This is a genomic window from Microbacterium sp. Y355 (assembly GCF_059445345.1).
On record NZ_JCAIUD010000001.1, the window covers coordinates 2,209,601 to 2,226,619 of the forward strand.

Sequence of the window (17,019 nt, forward strand, 5' to 3'; positions counted from 1 at the left end):
TCTACGCGCTGACGTGTGCTGCGCCGCTACAGCGTGATCCAGTAGCGGCGTAGCTGCGCGCCCCGCTCACACGGTGACGAGTTCGCCTCGATCTGAGTCCCGCACCCGCCCAGGGATCGCCCCGATCAGTCGCACTGTGTACTCAGCCTGCGGATTTTCAAAGACGTGATCGGCGATCCCACTTTCGACCACCCTGCCTTTTTCCAGCACGGTCACATCATCGGCGATCTGTTTCACGAGGCTGAGATCGTGCGAGATGAACAGGAATGTCAGGCCGTGCTGCTCCTTGAGGTCGAAGAGCAGGTCGACGATCTGCGACTGCACGGTCACGTCGAGAGCTGACGTCGGCTCGTCAAGGATCAGCACGCGCGGATGAAGGATCAGCGCCCTGGCGATTGCCGCTCGCTGTCGCTGACCGCCGGAAAGCTCTGCGGGGCGGCGACGACCGACCTCATTAGGCAGACCCACCGAGGCGAGGATGTCGCGCACGCGGGCTTGCCGTGCTCGGCGGCCCGATTCGATCCCGTTGATACGCAGTGGCTCCTCGAGGGCCGTCTCGATGCTCCATCTGGGATCCATCGCCGCAAGCGGGTTCTGGTAGACGAGCTGCAGCCCTCGAGGGTCGACGTTGGCGACGGTCGGGTGCAGCGGCAGATCGCGCCCCGACACTTGCACCGCGCCATCATCGAAGTCGGTCAGCCCCGCGATGACACGGGCCGCCGTGGTTTTCCCCGAGCCCGATTCACCGACGAGAGCATGGATCGTCCCCGGCCTGACGCGCAGGGACACCTCGTCCAGTGCACGCACGTGTGATCCGCCAACCAGCGATGGGAAGGTTTTGGTGAGACCGCGCACTTCGATGATCGGCTCCTCCGCCGACGCGGCGGCGGACTTTCGGTGTGCGTACTTGTCCGGGCTGAGAGCGGGAGCATCCGCGAACAGCTGAGATGTATACGGATCCTGCGGGCGGGCGATCACGTGCTCGGTCGCACCGGCTTCGCGGATCTGTCCGTCGCGCAACACAATCAGTGAGTCACTGCGCTCCTCCGCCACCGAGAGATCGTGGGTAATGAAGACCACAGACAACGCGAGTTCGCGCTTGAGATCGTCGATGAGGTCAAGGATCGTGCGCTGCACCGTCACATCGAGCGCCGAGGTCGGCTCGTCCGCAATGAGGATGCGGGGCTCTCCGGCGATCGCGATCGCGATCAGGATGCGCTGAAGCTGCCCTCCGGAGAGTTGATGGGGATATGCCCTTGCCCGCTCTGCGGCATCGTGGATGCCGACACGGGCGAGCAGGTCGACGGCTCCCTGAAGCGCCTGTGTCTTGGACACCTGCCGGTGCTGACGGACGGCATCCGCCACCTGATCACCGACCCGCTGCAACGGGTCGAGGGAGCTCAGCGGATCCTGCGGCACGTAGCCGATCGTGCTGCCGCGCAGTCGACGCCAATGCCGGGCGTCGAAGCGAGAGACGTCCTCGCCGAATATCTCGATGCTGCCCTCGTCGATGACACCATTCTGCGGGAGCAGCCCGCCGATCGCCGCGGCGATCGTGCTCTTACCAGAGCCGGATTCGCCGACGATCGCGACGGTCTCACCCGCCTCGAGAGTCAACTCGAAGCCTGTCACCACACGGGTGGCCCACCGTCCGCGGATGTACGACACGTCAAGCCCGCTGACTTTGAGAGGAGGCGCCGAGCTGATCCTGGATGTGTGGATGTTCATGATTTACCTTCCCTGGCCCGCTGAGCCAGTGTGCTCAAACGTGCGACGCTCGACACGGTCGCCGCGATCACCACTCCGGGGATGAGAGACATCCACGGCGATGACGTGATGTACTGGCGTCCCTCAGACACCAGCAGGCCCCATTCAGGGTCCGGCGGCACGGCTCCGAACCCGAGGAAGCTCAGCGCCGAGATTGCGAGGATCGCACCCCCAAACTCCAGCGGCACCAGAGCGATCACCGAACCATACGAGTTGGGCAGGATGTGTCGAATGAGGGTGTATCGCCGTGCGCCTCCGAGATGCGAACTCGCCTCCACAAAGGTCAACTCCTTCACTGTGAGCACCTCAGATCGCACCAGTCGAGTGAATCCGGCCACTGACGAAAGGCCGACCGCTACGGCAGCGTTCACTGCTCCGAATCCCAGCGACACGACGATGACCATCGCCAACAGCAGCCCGGGGATGGCCAGGAGGACGTCAACGATTCGGCTGAGGAAGCTGTCGACCCAGCCGCCGAGGTATCCGGCCAGTGAGCCCAGCGCGATACCGATCCCCAGTCCGATGGCTACGGCCACCGCAGAGGTCGACAGCGTCAGCGAAGTGCCGTAGACGATTCGCGTGTAGAGGTCTCGGCCCAGGTAATCCGTGCCGAAGATGTGTTCAAAATTGGGAGCGAGCAAGGTGTTCCCCGGGCTCGCCTCCAGGGGGTCATACGGGGTGAGGACGAATGGGAAGAACACCGCGACGAGAAGGAACACCGCGAATCCGATTGCGGCCAGGTCGGCAGTGTTCAACCAGATCGGGCGGCCGGGCCGACGCCCACCCTCGTGTCCGGGGGTGACCGGCTCGAGGTCGACCTCGAGCTGTGGAGCGACGGTCATGCGTGAACCCCTCTCGCACGCGCACCGCGAGCTGGTGCCCGACGCGTGGCGTGGATATTGATGCGCGGGTCGATGAGCGGATATACGAGATCCGTCACCAGGTTGAACAGCGTGACGACGACCGCGACGACCAGGACGACGCCAAGTACGACTGGGCCGTCCTGCGCGCGCACTGCCTGCTCGGTGACGAACCCAAGCCCGGCGCGAGCGAAGATCGTCTCAGTGATCACGGAACCGGCAAGCAACGATCCGGCGGTAAGCCCGAACAACGTCACAGCGGGGATCGATCCGTTCTTGAGGATGTGCCCGAAGATGATCACACGCTCCGGCATCCCCTTCGCACGGAGGACGTTGACGAATGGCAGCTGCCTGGCTGTCGTCAGCCCCTGGATCAGCACGCGCGTGATGGGAGGGCTCGCTCCGATCCCGAGAGTGAGCGCCGGAAGCACGAGCGATTTGAACCCTTCGTCTCTGATCGAGGAGAACCACCCCAGCTGGTAGGCGAAGATCTGGAGAAGAAGAAGCCCGACCAGGAAGGTCGGTGCCGACAGCGACAGCAGCGGAAGCGCCTGCGCGAAGCGACGAATCCCCTCTGCCTTCGGGAAGACGGCGAGAAACGCGACGACGACGGAGATGACGAGCGCGAATATTAGGCCGAGGAGCGCCAGCAGAGCGGTGGATGAAAGCCCCTGGGCGATGAGCTCGGTGACCGGTCGCCCGGTGGCGAGCGAGTAGCCGAGATCACCGCGCACGAGCCGCGTGACAGCGAGCCAGAACTGTTCGATCGGCGTGCTGTTGAGTTCGTAATAGGCGGTGATCCGCTCTGCGACGTCCTCAGGTACCGGATTCTGCGGATTGTCCAACCTGTTCTGCACGGGGTCACCGGGGAGCGCGAACAGGATGATCCACACGAACACGTACGCGAGGATGACGACCAGTGCGGCATGCAGCACCCGCCGGAGGATGTACTGCGATCTCGACATCTCGTTTCCTTTCCAGCTCGTTCGCTCGTTAGTTCCCCTCGACCCAGGTGTTGTAGAAGAGCGGGCGAGCTTCGGGCGTCCATCCAAATCCGTGTACGTCGGGCTGCAGCGCGTAGATCTGCGTGTCTGTCAGCACAGGGAAGGCGAGGGCGTTGTCGATGAGATAGTCCTGCAGTTCACCAAGGATTTCGGCGCGCTCGTCCCCGTCAACCGTCGCCTGACGGTTGAGCAGATCCCCCAGCACTTCGTCAGTCTCCGGAAGCGTCAGAGAGTTCAGACGCTCAGTGTCGAACGCGTTGCGGATGGTGATCCACGGATCAGCCTGCGGCCAGCCGGTGCGGAGGATGCCGACCTCAGGGTCGGCGTACGCAGTGGAGACGTTCGCGTAGTCCACCTCGGTCAGCTCGAGCTCGATGCCGACCTGCTTGAGCTGCCAGGCGATCAGCTGGAACAACGGTGGCGCGGTCGCGTCGAAGACGTCGATCACCGTTTTGATGTGCAGGCGTTCACCGTCTTTGATGCGATAGCCATCTGCGTCGCGTTCGGTCCACCCCGCCTCGTCGAGCAGTTCATTCGCGCGATCCGGGTCGTATGCGAGCCCCGCCGACTCGTCCTTGAACCCGAAGGCGTCCTCGGTGACGAGGCTGGATGCGGTCGTCCAGTTGTCCGTGTAGAGGTCGTCGATGATCTGATCTCGATCGATGGCTGAAAGGATCGCCTGGCGCACCCGCACATCTTGAAGCACGGGGACTTGCTGCTTCAGAATCCACGTGTTGGTCTGGCCGACGCCTTGCAGGCCGAGCACCTGGAAACCCTCGTCGGCGAGCGCCGCCTCCTCACTGGGCTGCACATAGCGGATCAGGTCGCCTTCACCCGCGCGAAGGCTGCCGAGCCGAGTGCTGTCCTCGAGCACCGGGATCCAGACGATCTTCTCGAGGTATGCCTTGCCCTGATTCGGAAAACTCGCCGGCGCCCAGGCATAGTCGTCGCGGCGTGCGAGCACGATCTCCTCGCCGTAGACCTCAGACTCGACGACGAACGGCCCGCTACCGATGATGTTCACGGCCTGCTGCTGTTCCTCCGCGCTCAGTTCCAGTGACTCGTCCGCGATGAGAGAGCTCGCCCAGTTCGAGAGGATCTTGATGTAAGGGCTGAAGGGCTCAGAGAGCCGCACGGTGACCGTCTGGTCTGCATCGTTACTCTCCACCGAGTCGACCAGTGGGTAGGTCGAGTTCGGAACGATCCCCTGGGCGGGGTTGCCGTATGCCTGCCACTCGATGTTCCGCTGCACGGCGCCTGCATCGAGGTCCTGTCCGTTGCTGAAGGTGACACCGTCCCGGATGTGGAACACGTACTCGAGTCCGTCGTCACTGATGTCCCAGCTTTCGGCGATCCATGGTTCGAGCTCGTTGGTGTCCGAGTTTGAATAGACCAGGCGATCGGTGATGTTGTGCGTAAGCGCAGTGGTCTGCCAGGTGCCGTTCTGTACCGTCGCGGATGCGATCACCTCAGCATCCAGATATGTCAGCGTTCCGCCGTACTCCGCTTCCTCCGGCACGTCTGCGGCCACCGCGGCGATGGCATCCGGCTGACCCCCGAGAGCGCGTGGAATGAAGATGATGGCGAGGACGACCGCGATGACGGCAGCGATGGCGATCACTATCCAGAGTGGCGTCCGACTCTTCTTAACGATGCGGACCTGTGGTTGGGACATTCTCGCTCCTGGGCAGGGTGGGGATAGTGCAGGGGGACAGTGAGGCAACGTTGGTCCCTGAACCGGCATCCGCGCAATCAAGCGCCTCGGGTATGTCACAGAGTTCCCGAAGATGAACGCATGTTTCGTCGATCAGTTGCGAAGCGGCGTGGAGGGGCGATGGTGTCGAGACTGGTCGTGTATCTCTGGCGATCAGCCACCGCCGTCATCCTGGAAGAAGAGCGCCATGCCCCGCGCCACCGTCACCGAACCTGCACCGCCACGCTTTGAAGACCTACGCGCACGCTTCACGCCGATCTTCGCCGAGATCGGCAATGGTGTGCTCGAGCGGGAAGCCGACCGCCGGCTGCCGTACGAGGCGATCACCCGCCTACGCGAAGAGGGATTCGGTGCACTGCGGGTGCCGCGGGAGTTCGGCGGATTCGGGTTGACGCTCACCGAGCTGTTCCGGCTGCTCACCGAGCTCGCCGTCCACGATTCGAACACCGCGCACATCTGGCGAGGGCATTTCGCGTTCGTCGAGGAGACGCTCCTAGACTCCGATGCCGTCCGCCGGGAGCGGTGGCTGACGCGCATCGGCCAGGACCGAGACATCATCGGCAACGCATGGAGCGAAGTCGGCAACCGCTCGTGGGAGGACAGCTCGACGGTTCTCACGGCCGATGGTGACGGCGGATATCTGCTCGACGGTGAGAAGTATTACACCACCGGCACAATCTTCTCGCAGTGGACCAGCGTCGCAGCCCAGCTCGACGGCGAGCGCGTGTACATAGCCGCGCGCCTGGACGACCCGGGCATCACGATCGTCGATGACTGGAACGGCTTCGGCCAGCGTCTCACCGGCACTGGAACGACGCGATTCGTGAAAGCTAGAGTGTCCGCCGACGAGATCCGTCATCGAGACGAAGAGAACGCCTGGCGGTCGTATCTCGCCCCGTTGTTCCAACTCGTACTCTTGGCGACTCTCGCCGGGATCGCGCGTAGCGCCGTCGATGACATCGTGAGGTACGTCCTCGGCCGCAACAGGCGCGCACTCGGCGGTGACGAGAACTCGACGCCGAAGGACGACATCCTCGTACAGCGCACGGTCGGCGAGGCCAGTGCCGCCGCCGAAGCGGCAGAGGCGATCGTGCTGCATGGTGCAGGCGCGCTGGATGCCGCGTACCTGGCGTACGACGATGAAGAAGAGGCCGCCAAACCGGTGTTCGAGCGTGCCAAACTCGCCGTGTTCCGCGGACAGACCGCCCTGATTCCCCTGGTGCTCTCAGCAACCGAACGCATCTTCGAGGTCGGCGGGTCCTCCGCCACCTTCTCTACCCGTGCCCTCGATCGTCACTGGCGCAACGCGAGAACCGTGGCATCCCACAACCCTGCCGACCACCGCGCCCGCACCGTCGGATACTTCGAGCTGTTCGGCGAGTTCCCCGAGTTCCCCACTGTCGAAAAGAAGGAGAGCTGATCATGCCCGAACGCAAGCAGCTGATTCTCAACCTGTTCGAAATGAACTGCGTCAGCCACATCACCCACGGGCTCTGGCGGATTCCGGGGAACAACAGGACGCGTTTCAACGAACTCGGCTACTGGCAGGAACTCGCCGAACGCGCAGAGGATGGCGGGTTCGACGCGATCTTTCTCGCCGACGTCATCGGAGCGTACGACACGTTCCGGGGAGGGCTGGACCCCGCGCTCGCTGAGGGTGTTCAGATCCCAAGTAACGACCCGCTCCTGGTCATCCCGGTGATGGCCGCCTCGAGTAAGCGTCTCGGGTTCGGTGTGACCTTCTCGACGACGTATGAGCCACCGTTCTCCTTCGCCCGACGCGTCAGCACGCTCGACCATCTCACCTCCGGCCGCATCGGCTGGAACATCGTGACGTCGTATCTCAGCAACGCGGCGCGCAACTTCGGCCTGCCCGACCAGATTGAGCACGACGAGCGCTATCGCATCGCCGACGAGTACCTCGACGTGCTCTACAAACTGTGGGAGGGCTCGTGGGACGATGACGCTGTTATCGCCGACCAGGAGCGTGGCGTCTACACGAGACCCGGAACGGTGCGCTACATCAACCATGTCGGCGAGAACTTCCAGGTGGCTGGTCCCCACCTGGTGCAACCTTCCCCGCAGCGGACACCTGTTCTGTTCCAGGCCACCGGTTCTCCGGCTGGCATCGAGTTCGCCGGTCGTCATGCCGAGGTCGTCTTCACTGGCGGCCGCAACGTGGAAGAGTTCCGGCGGAACAAGCAGAACATCCAGGACGCGCTCGTCCGCAACGAACGGCGCCCGGGAGATGCGAAATTCATCATTCAGGCCGGAGTCGTCGTCGGCCGCACCGACGAGGAGGCCGCGAAGAAGCTCGACCTCTACCGTCAATACAGCAGCGTCGAGGGCGTGCTCGTGCATTCCTCGCTTCCGTTCGATCCTCTGGCATTCCCGCCGGAAACCACGCTCGTCGAGGCACTTCGCCGTTCCGGGCTCGATCCGCAGGAGTCCCCCTGGGCCGCGGGTCCGGACAGCACCGTCGGAGAATTCCTGAATCGTCTGACGTCCGGCCGCGAAGGTCGGTTCTTCGTCGCAGGGTCCCCCACGACTGTCGCCGACGAGATCGAACGTTGGTTGGATGAGGACGGTATCGACGGCATCAACCTCCGCCAGTACCACAGCTTCGACACGCTCACCGATTTCGCAGAGCTCGTGGTGCCGGAACTTCGTCGCCGGGGCAGATTGCGTTCAGCGGACGAGCTACGAGATGATCAGCGCACGCTGCGGGAGCGGCTCACCGGCGAGGGACCCCGGCTGCCAGATCGGCACTTCGCGGCTCGATATCGCGGTGGTCGGAACCTCGAGGCAGCGGGGGAGGTCGCCTTCGCCTGAGGCTTGTTCGCCCAGGTGACGGTTCCCCGGAGGATGGGCGGCGAGCTACGCGCCAGCCACCGGAGCCTTCGGCGCCTTGCGCAGGAACAGCACGGCGACTACGCCCAGCAGCATAAACGCCGCAGGAAGCAGCATCGTCTGCGCCATGGCATCCGAGAAGGGACCCGCGACAGCATCCGGCAGCGACCCCTCACCGAACCCGCCCGTGGCGTCGCCCGCACCGGGCAGGTTCGCTTCGAGGCGGCTCTGCATGAACACGGCGACAGCGGCGGAGCCGAGCACCGAGCCGATCGTGCGCGTCGTGTTGTAGATGCCAGCGCCCGCGCCCGCCTGCCGCGGCGGCAGATTGCGGGTCGCCGTCGTCGCGAGCGGACCCCACATGCCGGCGTTACCGATACCGAGGATCGCCGACGGGATCAGCAGCATCCCGATCGGCACATCCGTGTTCATCATCATCGAGAACAGGAACAGCGACAGCGACACGAGCAGCAGGCCAGGCACGAGCAGCAGTCGAGGGTCAACGCGGTCGAGCAGCTTGCCGGCGAAGGGTGAGAGCACACCGGCGCCGATCGCCATCGGGATGAGGATCAGGGCGGACTCGGTCGGAGTCAGTCCGCGACCCAGCTGGAGGAAGAACATCAGCGGCAGCCCTTGGGCAGTCACGGTGAAACCGACGATGGCGATCCCCACATTCGCCCAGGAGAAGTTGCGGTCGCGGAACAGTGCCATCGGCACGAGAGGTTCGTTCTTCGTCCTGGCCTGGTACCAGATGAACAGCGCCAGCACGATGACGCCCGCAATGATGAGGCCCCAGACCGAAATGGGGCCCCAGATCACGCCCCAGTCGTACGTCTCACCCTCCTGCAAGCCGAAGACGATGAGAAACATTGCGATCGCGCTGAGGAAGACTCCCGGGATGTCGAAGCGATGCGAGTGCGTAGCGAGCTTGGGAACCAGGATCCAGGCGAGCACGAACCCGATGATGCCGACCGGGATGTTCACGAAGAAGATCCACTCCCAGCCGAGGCCGTCGACGAGAAAGCCGCCCGCGAGCGGGCCGACGAGCATGGCCACACCGGACGTCGCACCCCACAGGCCCATCGCCGCGCCGCGGCGTTCCGGCGGAAAGGTGCGCGTGATGATGGCCATCGTCTGCGGTGTCATCAGCGCGGCGCCGAGTCCCTGCACAGCGCGTGCAGCGATGAGCATCTCGAGCGTGCCGGAGAGTCCGCACCACAGCGACGACAGGGTGAAGATCGTCAACCCGATTAGGTACATGTTCTTCGGGCCGAAGCGGTCGCCGAGGCGTCCGGTGATCAGCAGCGGGACAGCGTACGCCAAGAGGTAGGCCGAGGTGACCCACACGATGTTGTCCAAGTTGCTGGTGTTCGGGTCGAGCGCAGCTTTGATTGCCGGGTTGGCCACCGACACGATCGTGGTGTCGACGAGGATCATGAAGAACCCGATGACCAGCGCCCAGAGAGCTGGCCACGGGCTGCGCGGGCGCTGCCCGGTGGCGTACGTCCCGGTGGAGGGACCAGACGGTGCCGACGCCCGACGCCCGACGGGGGTGGAATCTGTCATTTTCGTGCGGCCTTTCGCTGAGCTGCATAGCGGTCTGAGTCATGGAAGCCTTCCGGCCCCCAGGGGATTGCATTGTCTTCGAGTCGAGTGAGGAGCGAGTTCATCCAGCGCAGCTCAGCTTCGAGGAGCACCTGATATCGGTCGACTTCGAGCAGGAACTGCTCCGGTACCTGCTTCACACGGGCGTCCTGCAGCCCCGAGCGGTGCAGCAGATTCTCCGCATCGAGCGCGACGCGACGCAGGCGGAGAAGGTCGATGACCTCGTCGTGGTCGAGGTTGTGCGCCTCAGCGAGCGCGACGCGAAACTGTGCGGGCCGGTCGATACGTGGTAGCTCACGGCGCACCCACGCGTGCACAGTCTCGGCGCCGGCGGGAGTGAGCGTGTAGGTCGTCCGCTCTGGACGGTTCCCTTCTCGGCCGGTGCCAACTTCTGCGACGAGGCCCTGGTCGAGCAGCCTCGCGACAGAGTGATACAGCGTGCCGTTGGTCACTTTTACCAGACGCTCATCGCGGCGCAGCCGCAGCAGACGCGCCATCTCGTAGGGGTGCATGTCGCCCTCGCTCAGGAGTGCGAGCACCATCACCGCGGTGGGTGTGATCTTTGCCAGTGCGTCCGTCATGAATGATCCATTTCAAATAGTCCACGTGGACTATATCATTTTCTCAGAACAGCGTCGAGCGACCCATCTGCGAGGATGTTCTGGTGAGCACTTCCATGAGCATCCCCGGCTGGCGACACCTCTACTCCGGCAAGGTCCGCGACCTCTATGCCTCTGAGGATCCCGCGGACACCCGCATCCTCGTCGTCGCGAGCGACCGCGTCAGCGCCTTCGACTTCGTGCTCTCCCCCGGCATCCCTGAGAAGGGAGCGCTGCTGACGCAGCTCAGCCGCTGGTGGTTCGCGAAGCTTGACTTCCCAAATCACCTCGCCGAAGGCCCGATTCCGGATGCTGTCGCCGATCGTGCGATGCTCGCGCAGTCGCTGGAGATGCTGCCGATCGAGTGCGTGGTTCGTGGGTATATCACCGGTTCCGGCTGGGCCGAGTACGTCGAGAGCGGAACGGTCTGCGGCATCTCGCTGCCGTCTGGCCTCGAAAACGGCGACCGCCTGCCAGAGCCGCTGTTCACTCCGGCATACAAGGCACCGATGGGCGAGCACGACGAGAACATCACGTTCGAGAAGACGGTGGAACTCGTCGGCGCGGAGCGCGCTGCCGAGCTGCGCGATGCCTCGCTTGCGATCTACGCGCGGGCTGCGGCGATCGTCGAAGAGCACGGCCTGCTCCTCGCCGACACGAAATTCGAGTTCGGCACGGATGCTACCGGCACCCTGCGCCTGGCCGACGAAGTGCTCACAAGCGATTCTTCCCGCTACTGGGATGCCGCGGCGTGGGAGTCCGGCACGACACCTGCTGAGCGGATGGCGAGCTTCGACAAGCAGATCGTCCGCGACTGGCTGGCGTCGAACTGGGACAAACAGGGTGAGCCGCCCGTGCTGCCCGAAGAGATCGTCGAGCGCACCGCAGACCGCTACCGCGAGCTCATCACGCGGTTGACCGCGTAGCGCGCTGTGGGGCACCGCCGAGACGGCGCCCCGGAATCGATAGTGTTGCTCCAGCACTCCCACCACCCCGAAATTTGAGGAGCACCCGCATGCCCGTGTGGAAGATTCATGGCGACGGCCATACCGTCGCCCCTGGCGCAGTCGTCAAGCCCGAAGAGCGCCTGAACTGGCCCGCCACTTTCGCGATCGGCGCGCAGCACATCGTCGCCATGTTCGGCGCCACGTTCCTGGTGCCGATCATCACCGGTTTCCCGGTGTCGACGACGCTGCTCTTCTCCGGTATCGGAACCCTGCTGTTCCTGGTCATCACGCGCAACCGCCTCCCCAGCTATCTGGGCTCGTCGTTCGCCTTCCTCGCACCGATCACCGCAATCAACGCCGGCCAGTCGCTCGAGACCGCGCAGCAGATCACCCAGGCGCTCGTCGGCGTGCTCGTCGTCGGCCTGTTGCTCGCCGGTATTGGCTTCCTGGTGCAGGCGGTCGGCAGCGGCTGGATCGACAAGCTCATGCCGCCGGTGGTCGCCGGATCCATAGTCGCGCTCATCGGGTTCAACCTGGCCCCGGCCGCGTGGAACAACTTCAACCTTGACCCGGTGCTCGCGACCATCACGCTGTCAGCGACGATCTTGTTCAGCGTGCTGTTTCGCGGCTTCCTCGGACGCATCTCGATCTTCCTCGGCGTGATCGTCGGTTACGTGGTCGCGATCTTCATGGGCAAGATCGACTTCCAGCCGATCGCGGATGCCGCATGGGTGGGCCTGCCCGAATTCCACCTCGCTGCGGTCACCGACCCGGATGCGTGGAAGTTCGTCCCCATGTTCCTGCCGATCGTGCTCGTGCTGCTCGCCGAGAACATCGGCCACGTGCGCGGCGTTGCCACCATGACGAACGACCCGTCGATCAACAAGCACACCGGCCGCGCACTCATCGCGGATGGCGTCGCCACGACGCTCGCCGGTGGCTTCGGTGGTTCTGCGACCACCACATACGGCGAGAACATCGGCGTTATGGCAGCAACTCGCGTGTACTCGACGGCCGCATACTGGGTCGCCGGCTTCGCCGCGATCCTGTTGGCATTCTCGCCCAAGATCGGCATGATCTTCAACACTGTTCCCGCTGGCGTGCTCGGCGGCGTGACCACCGCACTGTACGGCCTGATCGGCGTCATCGGCATCAAGATCTGGGTTGACAACCGCGTGGACTTCTCACGTCCGGTGAACCAGTACACCGTTGCTGTGTCGTTCGTGATCGCGGTCGGCGGCTTCGCGATGAAGTGGGACGGCTTCGAGCTCGGCGCCATCGTCCTCGGCACCGTCGCAGCCCTCCTGATCTATCACGTCGGAAACGCGATCGCCCGTGCGCGCAAGACCGGCGCGGACGACGGCGGCCCGATCCCCGCGGTCGGCCCGCTCGGCGGCGACCCGGAGTGACGACTGCGAAGGCCGGGCATCCTTTCGAGGGGCCCGGCCTTTGCCGTATCCGGACGTCTCGTCCGTTGCGCCTGTCGGAGGATGTTGCAAATGACGGAGGAATTCGGCAAGAACCTCCGTCGGATGTAACAACCTCCGATAAGTGAAACATGAGTGGTGCGCAGATCCGGATGCCTCGGTACCGGGCCGAGCATCCGGGTCAGCCGATGCGGCCGATCTCCGCGTCGGCGGCGACCATCGCGCCGACCGCTGCACCCTGCGCAAGCACTCCGGCCCGATGCGCGGTGACCTGATTCTCCATCTTCATCGCGTCGAGCACCGCCACGGCCTCCCCTTCGGCGACGGTCTCACCGTCAGCAACGAGCCAACGCACGAGGCTGCCCGGAACGGATGCCCGTAGCGCGGCAGGATCGACCGTGGCGACGGCATCCACCGCGACCGACCCGGTAGCGAATCCGCGCAGCAGTGCTGAGGGCACACCCAGCATCAGGCGTCGGCCATCGATCTCGACCGGGAAACGCTGCAGCGCTGCGTCCTCGATCGGGGCCGGGCGCAACTGCGGCTCGAGTCGCGGCAACAGCGTGCTCTCGATCCACTGCGTGTGCACGGCGAAGGTCGCAGTCTGGAACGCCTCTTCCTCAACCGCCAGCCGATCGAACCCGATCACCGTCGCCGGACCTTCGACCGACAGTTCGCGCAGCGCCCGACGTGCGCGCACGAGCGCCGCATCCCGGTCATCGGCATGCACGATCAGCTTCGCTATCATCGAGTCGAACGCGGGCTGCACGGTGTCACCCGCCTCGATTCCACTGTCCCAGCGGACGCCTGGGCCACCGGGGATCCGTAGCGACTCGACAAGTCCAGGACTCGGCAAGAAGCCGCGACCAGGGTCCTCTGCGTTGATGCGGAACTCGAACGCATGCCCCACGGGTGTCGGGGTCTCGGTGAACGACGGGCCGTGACCCTCAGCAATCCGGAACTGCTCGGCAACCAGGTCAACCCCAGTGACCTCCTCGGTCACCGGGTGTTCGACCTGCAGACGCGTGTTCACCTCGAGGAAGGAGATGGTCCCATCAGCGGCGAGCAGGAACTCGACCGTTCCCGCGCTGCGGTACGACACCTCGGCACAGATTCGGCGGGCCGCGTCGTGAATCTGCGTGCGCTGCTCGACGGTCAGCCCAGGCGCCGGCGCTTCTTCGATCAGCTTCTGGTTGCGCCGCTGCATCGAGCAGTCGCGGTCGCCGACGACCGTGATCGCGCCGCGTCCGTCACCGAGAACCTGCACCTCGATGTGGCGAGGGCTCTCCAAGAAGCGCTCAACGAAGCACTCGCCACGACCGAAGGCCACGACGGCCTCGCGCGTGGCGGCGTCGAACGCCTCGGCGACGTCGGCGAGGTCGCGCACGACCTTCAACCCTCGTCCTCCACCACCGAATGCTGCCTTGATCGCGATCGGCAGCCCATGCTGTTCGGCAAAGGCGACGGCTTCGGCTGGTCCTGCCAGCGGTTCATCGGTGCCTGCAGCGAGCGGCGCGCCCACCTTCTGAGCAATCCTTCGCGCGGTCATCTTGTCACCGAGTGCGTCGATGCTGTCCGGCGCCGGACCGATCCAGGTGAGGCCGGCACCTTCGACTGCACGTGCGAACTCCGCACTCTCGGAGAGGAACCCATACCCGGGATGCACGGCATCCGCACCGGAGGTCACGGCGGCACGCAGCACGGCTTCGATCGACAGATAGGTTTCCGCAGCGGTCGCGCCACCGAGGCGTACGGCCTCGTCAGCCAAGCGCACATGCAGCGCATCGGCATCCTGATCGGCGTATACGGCGACCGAAGCGTATCCGGCTTCGGCGCACGCGCGGATCACGCGCACCGCGATTTCGCCACGGTTGGCGATCAGTACCTTCTTCATGACAGACCTTCTTCAATGCGAAAACGGATGCGCGCGCCTGGCGGCAGTTGAGCTGCGAGATCCAGGCAACGGTCAGTGAGCGCGCCGATGATCGGATACCCGCCGGTAAGTGGATGATCCGGCAGGAACAGCACCGGCTGACCATCCGGCGGCACCTGAATGGCTCCGGTCACCGCCCCCTCGCTGGGCAGTTCGCCCTGCACGGCGCGCTCGAGCGGCACCTCACCCTGCAGACGGATACCGACCCGGTCGGACCGCGGCGTGACGAGCCAGTCCTGGCCGGTGAGCTTCTCAAGTGCGGATGCCGTGAACCAGTCATCGCGCGGGCCGAGAGTGATCGCCAGTTCAACGAGGTCACCGGAAGCAGGCAGCTCTCGCGACACGACTTCGAATTCGACCGAATGCGGTGCGTCAATGCCGACCGCAATGATGTCGCCGGCGGTGAGAGCGTCGGGGCCGAGACCCGCGAGGGTGTCGGCGGCACTACTGCCCAGAGCGGATGCCGCAGCGATTCCGCCCCGGACGGCGATGACGTAGCGGAGGCCACGGCTCGGGTGTCCGAGTGCGAGCTCATCTCCGTCGACCGTCGCGAAGGGTGCTCCATGGTCGACCGAGCGAGCGATGCCCTGCGCGTCGGTCAGCGTGAGTGTGCCGATGGCGCCAGCGACAGCGGCGACACCGTCACCGCGGAATCGCAGCACCGCACCTCCGACGCTTTCGAGCACGGCGACTGTGGGGACATTCCCGACGGCGCGATTGGCGTCGCGCATCGCCCTACGGTCTGCAGCACCGGATGCGGATACGCCAAGGGCCGCGTGCCCTGGGCGCCCGGCATCCTGCACCAGCAATTGCAGGGACGAGCGGATGACCTCGACGGCCGGAAGACCGGAATCGTCCGGCCGTGTTGCGTCGTTTCGCGTGATGGCGGGCCGAGTCTGACTGGAATCATCTCCGTGTTCCCGCCGCCCTTCGACGGCGTCCCGCTCAGCCCGTTCGAACCGCACAGACACACCGGGTGACAACAACGCTGGCGGCTCACGGTCGATGTCCCACATCACGGCATCCGTGCGTCCGATCAGTTGCCAGCCGCCGGGGCTCTCGCGCGGGTACACCCCGGTGAACTGCCCGGCCAACGCCACCGAACCTGCCGGCACGCGCGTGCGCGGCGACGACCTCCGCGGCACATCGAACAGCGGATCGCTGCTCACGACATAGCCGAACCCCGGCGCGAACCCCGAGAACGCGACCTGCCAATCGGCGGCCAGATGCCGGTTCACCAGCTCCTCGGTCGAGACGCCCAGCAGTCCTGCGACCTCGGCGAGATCCTCGCCGTCGTAGTGCACCGGAACCGTGACCTCGCGCGCATGCGTGATGTGCTCAGCATCCACCTCTGTTGCTTCCAGCACTGCGGCCAGCGCAGCGGCAGAGGTCTGCACCGGATCAAATCGCACGAGCACCGTTCGCGCACCCGGAATACGCTCGACGATGCCCGGCACGCCATCCCAGGCGAGGTTCAGGCGCATCGCCTCGTCGAGGTCAGCAGCCTCGACGAGAAGCGTGCGATCGGATGCCGTGAGAATGCGCATCAGACTCCAGCGAATGGGGCGATCGTGATGCCGGCATCCTGCAGAAGGCGCTTCGTCTCCGCCGCCATCTCTATCGACCCAGGGCTGTCGCCGTGAACGCAGATCGACTGCGCGTCGACGCGCACATCGGTGCCGTCGATCGCGCGGATGACGCCATCGGATGCGAGGCGCACCATGCGTTCGGCAACCGCGGTGGCCTCGTGCAGCACGGCCCCCTCCTGAGTGCGCGAGACGAGCTGACCGTCGGGCAGGTACGCGCGGTCGGCGAAGGCCTCTGCTGCAACGGAGAGGCCTGCCTTTGAGGCGACATCCAGCACGACTCCGCCAGCGAGGCCGAGCAGCACGAGGCTCGGATCGATCGCACGGATGGCCGCGACCACATCGGCAGACTGCCGCTCGTCGCGGGCGATGGTGTTGTACAGCGCGCCGTGTGGTTTGACGTACGAGACCTTTCCGCCGACCGACGAGGCGAGCCCCATCAGCGCGCCGAGCTGATATTCGACGTGCGCCTGCAGCGTTGCCGAGTCAATCTCGACGTTTGTGCGACCGAAGTTCTCGTAGTCGCGGTATCCGGGGTGAGCACCGATCACGACGCCCCCTGCCACGGCCGCCGCGAGGGTCTCACGGATGCCTTCGGGGCTTCCCGCATGAAACCCGCACGACACGTTTGCGCTCGTGACGATGCGCAGCATGCTCGCATCGTCACTGACGATGCGGTCTGGGACGTTTTCGCCGAGGTCAGAGTTCAGGTCGATGCTCACCACGA

The 17,019-nt window shown here is 64.9% G+C and carries 13 protein-coding genes; 4 read left to right on the plus strand and 9 right to left on the minus strand.

Going from position 1 to position 17,019, the window contains the following annotated elements; all coding sequences use genetic code 11:
* Nucleotides 1–66: 66 nt before the first annotated feature.
* From AC1C2O_RS10595 to AC1C2O_RS10610, 4 genes are read right to left on the minus strand one after another with little or no spacing between them, the layout of a single operon-like run.
* A complete protein-coding gene (locus AC1C2O_RS10595; RefSeq protein ID WP_495430392.1) occupies nucleotides 67–1,728 on the minus strand; it encodes a dipeptide ABC transporter ATP-binding protein in 1,662 nt (553 codons plus the stop codon).
* Nucleotides 1,725–2,609: an ABC transporter permease gene (locus AC1C2O_RS10600; protein WP_495430393.1), complete on the minus strand. Its 885-nt coding sequence runs from the start codon at nucleotides 2,607–2,609 to the stop codon at nucleotides 1,725–1,727. Before AC1C2O_RS10600 ends, AC1C2O_RS10595 begins: the two co-directional genes overlap by 4 nt.
* The gene (locus tag AC1C2O_RS10605) at nucleotides 2,606–3,592 is read right to left on the minus strand and encodes an ABC transporter permease (RefSeq protein ID WP_495430394.1); all 987 of its coding nucleotides are present in this window, start codon (nucleotides 3,590–3,592) and stop codon (nucleotides 2,606–2,608) included. Before AC1C2O_RS10605 ends, AC1C2O_RS10600 begins: the two co-directional genes overlap by 4 nt.
* A 28-nt stretch (nucleotides 3,593–3,620) precedes the next feature.
* The gene (locus AC1C2O_RS10610) at nucleotides 3,621–5,306 is read right to left on the minus strand and encodes an ABC transporter substrate-binding protein (protein ID WP_495430395.1); all 1,686 of its coding nucleotides are present in this window, start codon (nucleotides 5,304–5,306) and stop codon (nucleotides 3,621–3,623) included.
* A gap of 226 nt (nucleotides 5,307–5,532) precedes the next feature.
* Between AC1C2O_RS10610 and AC1C2O_RS10615 the strand changes: the two genes are divergently transcribed.
* Together AC1C2O_RS10615 and AC1C2O_RS10620 are read left to right on the plus strand one after the other, a co-directional pair.
* Nucleotides 5,533–6,765 (plus strand): acyl-CoA dehydrogenase family protein, encoded by a 1,233-nt coding sequence (locus AC1C2O_RS10615; RefSeq protein WP_495430396.1) that lies wholly within the window; start codon nucleotides 5,533–5,535, stop codon nucleotides 6,763–6,765.
* A gap of 2 nt (nucleotides 6,766–6,767) precedes the next feature.
* Nucleotides 6,768–8,177, plus strand: coding sequence for an NtaA/DmoA family FMN-dependent monooxygenase (locus tag AC1C2O_RS10620; protein WP_495430397.1), 1,410 nt, complete (start codon nucleotides 6,768–6,770; stop codon nucleotides 8,175–8,177).
* A gap of 45 nt (nucleotides 8,178–8,222) precedes the next feature.
* On the opposite strand, the gene AC1C2O_RS10625 is transcribed toward AC1C2O_RS10620, so the two are convergent.
* Nucleotides 8,223–9,761: an MFS transporter gene (locus AC1C2O_RS10625; RefSeq protein WP_495430398.1), complete on the minus strand. Its 1,539-nt coding sequence runs from the start codon at nucleotides 9,759–9,761 to the stop codon at nucleotides 8,223–8,225.
* A complete protein-coding gene (locus AC1C2O_RS10630; RefSeq protein WP_495430399.1) occupies nucleotides 9,758–10,381 on the minus strand; it encodes a PadR family transcriptional regulator in 624 nt (207 codons plus the stop codon). Before AC1C2O_RS10630 ends, AC1C2O_RS10625 begins: the two co-directional genes overlap by 4 nt.
* 95 nt (nucleotides 10,382–10,476) lie before the next feature.
* On the opposite strand from AC1C2O_RS10630, the gene AC1C2O_RS10635 reads away from it, so the two are divergent.
* Both AC1C2O_RS10635 and AC1C2O_RS10640 read left to right on the plus strand, forming a co-directional pair.
* Entirely contained in the window at nucleotides 10,477–11,325 is an 849-nt protein-coding gene (locus AC1C2O_RS10635; RefSeq protein ID WP_495431726.1) for a phosphoribosylaminoimidazolesuccinocarboxamide synthase, read from the plus strand.
* Nucleotides 11,326–11,414: 89 nt separating this feature from the next.
* On the plus strand, nucleotides 11,415–12,755 hold the full coding sequence (locus AC1C2O_RS10640; RefSeq protein ID WP_495430400.1) for a uracil-xanthine permease family protein: 1,341 nt from the start codon (nucleotides 11,415–11,417) through the stop codon (nucleotides 12,753–12,755).
* A 199-nt stretch (nucleotides 12,756–12,954) separates the two neighbouring features.
* Here AC1C2O_RS10640 and AC1C2O_RS10645 read toward each other — a convergent pair whose 3' ends face one another.
* Genes AC1C2O_RS10645 through AC1C2O_RS10655 form a run of 3 tightly spaced genes read right to left on the minus strand, consistent with a single transcriptional unit; the run spans nucleotide 12,955 to nucleotide 17,017 of the window.
* Nucleotides 12,955–14,667, minus strand: a complete 1,713-nt coding sequence (locus AC1C2O_RS10645; protein WP_495430401.1) for an acetyl/propionyl/methylcrotonyl-CoA carboxylase subunit alpha — start codon at nucleotides 14,665–14,667, stop codon at nucleotides 12,955–12,957.
* Entirely contained in the window at nucleotides 14,664–16,253 is a 1,590-nt protein-coding gene (locus tag AC1C2O_RS10650) for a 5-oxoprolinase subunit B/C family protein (protein WP_495430402.1), read from the minus strand. Before AC1C2O_RS10650 ends, AC1C2O_RS10645 begins: the two co-directional genes overlap by 4 nt.
* The gene (locus AC1C2O_RS10655) at nucleotides 16,253–17,017 is read right to left on the minus strand and encodes a LamB/YcsF family protein (protein WP_495430403.1); all 765 of its coding nucleotides are present in this window, start codon (nucleotides 17,015–17,017) and stop codon (nucleotides 16,253–16,255) included. The genes AC1C2O_RS10650 and AC1C2O_RS10655 overlap by 1 nt, the downstream gene beginning before the upstream one ends.
* Nucleotides 17,018–17,019: the final 2 nt, after the last annotated feature.

Excerpts from the sequence above, each read along its gene's own strand:
- AC1C2O_RS10595 (WP_495430392.1), bottom strand. The coding sequence starts at position 1,728 with ATGAACATCCACACATCCAGGATCAGCTCGGCGCCTCCTCTCAAAGTC.
- AC1C2O_RS10600 (WP_495430393.1), bottom strand. The coding sequence starts at position 2,609 with ATGACCGTCGCTCCACAGCTCGAGGTCGACCTCGAGCCGGTCACCCCC.
- AC1C2O_RS10605 (WP_495430394.1), bottom strand. The coding sequence starts at position 3,592 with ATGTCGAGATCGCAGTACATCCTCCGGCGGGTGCTGCATGCCGCACTG.
- AC1C2O_RS10610 (WP_495430395.1), bottom strand. The coding sequence starts at position 5,306 with ATGTCCCAACCACAGGTCCGCATCGTTAAGAAGAGTCGGACGCCACTC.
- AC1C2O_RS10615 (WP_495430396.1), top strand. The coding sequence starts at position 5,533 with ATGCCCCGCGCCACCGTCACCGAACCTGCACCGCCACGCTTTGAAGAC.
- AC1C2O_RS10620 (WP_495430397.1), top strand. The coding sequence starts at position 6,768 with ATGCCCGAACGCAAGCAGCTGATTCTCAACCTGTTCGAAATGAACTGC.
- AC1C2O_RS10625 (WP_495430398.1), bottom strand. The coding sequence starts at position 9,761 with ATGACAGATTCCACCCCCGTCGGGCGTCGGGCGTCGGCACCGTCTGGT.
- AC1C2O_RS10630 (WP_495430399.1), bottom strand. The coding sequence starts at position 10,381 with ATGACGGACGCACTGGCAAAGATCACACCCACCGCGGTGATGGTGCTC.
- AC1C2O_RS10635 (WP_495431726.1), top strand. The coding sequence starts at position 10,477 with ATGAGCATCCCCGGCTGGCGACACCTCTACTCCGGCAAGGTCCGCGAC.
- AC1C2O_RS10640 (WP_495430400.1), top strand. The coding sequence starts at position 11,415 with ATGCCCGTGTGGAAGATTCATGGCGACGGCCATACCGTCGCCCCTGGC.
- AC1C2O_RS10645 (WP_495430401.1), bottom strand. The coding sequence starts at position 14,667 with ATGAAGAAGGTACTGATCGCCAACCGTGGCGAAATCGCGGTGCGCGTG.
- AC1C2O_RS10650 (WP_495430402.1), bottom strand. The coding sequence starts at position 16,253 with ATGCGCATTCTCACGGCATCCGATCGCACGCTTCTCGTCGAGGCTGCT.